The organism is Mycobacteriales bacterium, assembly GCA_035504215.1.
Taxonomy (GTDB): Bacteria; Actinomycetota; Actinomycetes; order JAFAQI01; family JAFAQI01; genus DATAUK01.
This window is the reverse complement of sequence record DATJSI010000071.1, coordinates 1-3,407: the sequence shown is the minus strand read 5'-3', so window position 1 is coordinate 3,407 and position 3,407 is coordinate 1. Positions and strand designations below refer to the sequence as shown.

The following is a 3,407-nucleotide window of genomic DNA, read 5'->3' as shown; positions in this document are numbered from 1 at the left end:
CGGCGTGGCATGCCCGTCCGCCACGCAGTGCACCGCCATCGACGTCGCCGGGCGGCAGGTGACGTTTGACCCGGCGAGCCCGGGCACCCCGACCCCCACCCCGACGACGATCGACACCGGCCACGACCTGATCGGCGTGGCGTGCGCGTCCGCCACCCGGTGCATCGCCGTCGACGGCGACGGGCGGCAGGTGACGTTTGACCCGGCCAGCCCGGGCGCCCCGACGCTGACCACGATCGACCTGACGACTCTGACCGCGATCGCGTGCGTCTCCGCAGACGAATGCACCGCCGTCGACGCGACCGGGTACGAGACGACGGCCAGGGCGATCTCAACCACCTCCCTCGCCTGCTCGCCCAGCTCGCTCAAGACCGGGACCGCGACTACCTGCACCGCGACAGTGACCGACACCCAGCCCGGCGGGGCGACCCCCTCCGGGACCGTCAGCTTCACATCTTCCCGCACCTCCGGCCACCTCGCCAACACCGGCAGGTGCACCCTCCAGGCGACCGCCACGACCGGGATCGCGTCCTGCCGGATCGTGTTCACCCCATCGGCCGTCGCGTCCTACACGCTCACCGGCAACTACAGCGGCGACAACACCCACCTGGTTAGCAGCGGCCGGTCCAAGCCGATCACAGCAACCGCTCCAGGGCGCGCGCGGGTCAAGCACATCAGCACATCCGGCGCCACGATCAGCGTCGGGGTGAGCTGCACAGGCAGCACCCCCTGCAACATCAGGCTGACCGCATCCGTGCTCGAAACGATCCACGGCGGCAAGGTGATCGCCCTCGCAGCATCAACCAAGAGCACCAAGAAGACCATCACGATCGTCTCCAAGACCGCAACCATCCTCGCCGGCGCCACCAAGACGATCAACCTCACTCTGAACGATGCCGGCAAACAACTCCTCGCCAAAAACCATCCACTCAAAGCGAAGCTCACCGTCACACAATCACGGAAGACCGTGACCAGCAAGACCATCACCCTGAGATAACGCGCGAAGCCCGCAGGGGTAGGCTCGTTCAGCGACCCGGTAGCGCAGCAGCACCCGGTCAGCCGCGCTACCGAAGCGAGTGATCGGTCACGAGAGACCTGCTCTGCAGGTGCTACGAGCGTCGCGGAGGTGCGGCAGACTTCCCGCCTGGCGCGGTTAGCGCGGCACTCGCCCGCAGCTCGCGGCGCTCAAGACCGTCGGCCGCGCTCGTGGCGACGAACGGGTGCGCGCACGAACGCGACGAGACTGCTTCGGTCGCCGCGAGTGCCCTTGCCCCGTTGCGTTCGAGTGCTCGTGGACTTCAGCGCTATTGCTGGACAAGGTCCACAATCGGCCTGATCGTGGGTGGCTGCGCCAGCTCGATGCCGAGCTCCTCCATGACCGGCCCGAGGTATGTCACGAACTCATCAAACGCCTCCTGGCTCTCCCAGACATCGAAGACCTGAAGCTGGCCATCTTCGCCGAAGACCCCGGAGTTTGCTTTACCAGGTGATAGAATAGTAAAGCGATGAGCAGGGTTTCGCGAAAGCATCAAGTCACGCTCCCCGTGAGCGTTCTCAAGGATGCCGGCCTGGCCGCAGGGGACGAGGTCGTCATCCGAGCGATCGGTCACGGCCGGATCGAGGTCGAGCGTGCCGAAGACGTCATCGACCGCTTCGCCGGCAGTCTCCCGGCAGGCACTTACCCACGCGGCTATCTAGATCGGCTGCGTGACGAGTGGCGCGCGTAGCGATGGACGCAGACATCGTGATCGCGTTCCTAGACCCCGGGGACGATCAACACGCCACGGCAGTCGCGGAACTGCGGCCACGATTAGCGGCCGGCGACGAGCTGCTCACCGCAGCGACGGTATACGCCGAGGTCATCGTGCGACCACTGCGACACGGCACCGACGCAACCGTCGATGGGTTCTTCGACGCCGCCGGGATCTCGATCGTCCCGATCGATCGCGCAGTCGCGCGGCGCGCGGCAGTGCTACGAGCGGAACATCAGTCGCTGCGGCTCCCGGACGCGATGTCGCTTGCGACGGCGATCATGACCGACTCGGTGCTGCTCACGCTGGACAAGAAACTGCGGCAGATCGCCCGGCGCGTTCAGTCGTCGACCTGACGTTTCCCCCGCGGCCGTAGCGCTGCCCCTCGCGACGAACGCGGAAGCGGAGCGGTCGATCGCCAGGCCGAACGGTTGCGACCCGACAGGCTGAGACGAGGCAGGGTTCGAGCAGCCGGTCGTGACTTCCGCATTGCAGCTCGCGCCGTCCGACCGCACTCGTCAACCACGCGCCATTCTGCGATCCGGCGCTCGACCGAACCACCGCCCAAGCAGCCCGGCTCCAAGCCGCAGATCCCGCGGCCGCCAGCAGCACCGGTCATGCCAGGGGACCTCGTCCTGGTGAGGACGTGAACGATCCGCGAGTGGTGTGAACTACGGATGACCGAGTCGGACGGCTCCGGATGCCTCCAAGGCGGTCGAAGGCGATGCTTCGTTTCGATCGTGTTCGAGGTCAAGCACATAGTCGTCGGCTCAGACGGCTCCCCGGAGGGGAGTGACGCTCTCGTGCTCGGTGCCGCGCTGGCATCGGTCTCCGGTGCCACGCTCGACCTGGTAGGCGTGTTCTCGCTGCCGCTGTTGCTAATTCCGAACGTAAGCGAGGGTCGGGCGCTGCGCCGGGCGACCGAGAGGGCCCTCGGTGAACAGCGGCGCCAGTTTGCGCCGACGGCTCTGGTGCGGACGGTCGCCGACAGGTCGTACGCGCGGGCACTCGGCCGGTTCGCACAGCGCGCGCGGGCGGACATCGTCGTCATCGGCTCCTCCCGTCATGCGCCGGCCGGTCGCTGCGAAATCGGGCGCCACTCGAGACAGCTGCTTTCAGAAGCGCCGTTTGCGCTGGCGATCGCCAAGCGCGGCTTGCACCGGACCGGTGCCGAGCTGCAGTCGATCGGCGTCGGATACGAGGGGGGACCCGAGTCGGCAACGGCAGCGGCCTTCGCGTCGGCGTTGAGCCGCGCGGCGAGCGCGCAGCTTCGGGTGCTGACGGTCGCTGAGGACAGCGTCCCGGCGTTCACCGCAGCAGAATGGATGGCAGTCGGCTCCGACTGGGACAGCCTCCGGAGCAGCCGGCTCCAGAAGGCGCGAGAGGAGGCCGAGGAGCTGGCCGCTGACTTGCCGGTGCGCTCCGAGGTGCTTGCTGCCGTCGGTGATCCCGGCACTCAATTGCGCGAGTGGTCGGACGACGTCGACCTGACCGTCGTCGGCTCTCGCCGATGGGGGGCGATCGCACGCCTTGTGTCAGGCAGCGTCGGCGAGACGCTCGTCTCCGACGCCGGCAGTTCGGTTCTGATCGTCCCACGTCCGACCGCCGACAAGCACCGGGCTCGCCGACAACCCACCCTGCAAGGCGCCCATAACT

Annotated in this window: 4 protein-coding genes; 3 read left to right on the top strand and 1 reads right to left on the bottom strand. The window is 67.6% G+C overall.

Annotation, left to right across the window (positions count from 1 at the left end):
* Positions 1–997 (top strand): hypothetical protein (locus tag VME70_08825; protein HTW20299.1); only part of this gene is annotated, 997 nt, incomplete at its 5' end.
* Between the two features lie 307 nt (positions 998–1,304).
* Here VME70_08825 and VME70_08820 read toward each other — a convergent pair.
* Complete coding sequence (locus tag VME70_08820; protein ID HTW20298.1) at positions 1,305–1,610, bottom strand: hypothetical protein; 306 nt, start codon at positions 1,608–1,610, stop codon at positions 1,305–1,307.
* 119 nt (positions 1,611–1,729) lie between these two features.
* On the opposite strand from VME70_08820, the gene VME70_08815 reads away from it, so the two are divergent.
* Positions 1,730–2,107 carry a PIN domain-containing protein gene (locus VME70_08815; GenBank protein ID HTW20297.1) on the top strand — a complete coding sequence of 126 codons (378 nt, stop codon included), beginning with the start codon at positions 1,730–1,732 and terminating at the stop codon, positions 2,105–2,107.
* 384 nt (positions 2,108–2,491) lie between these two features.
* The coding region (locus tag VME70_08810; protein HTW20296.1) for a universal stress protein at positions 2,492–3,407 on the top strand (916 nt) is incomplete at its 3' end.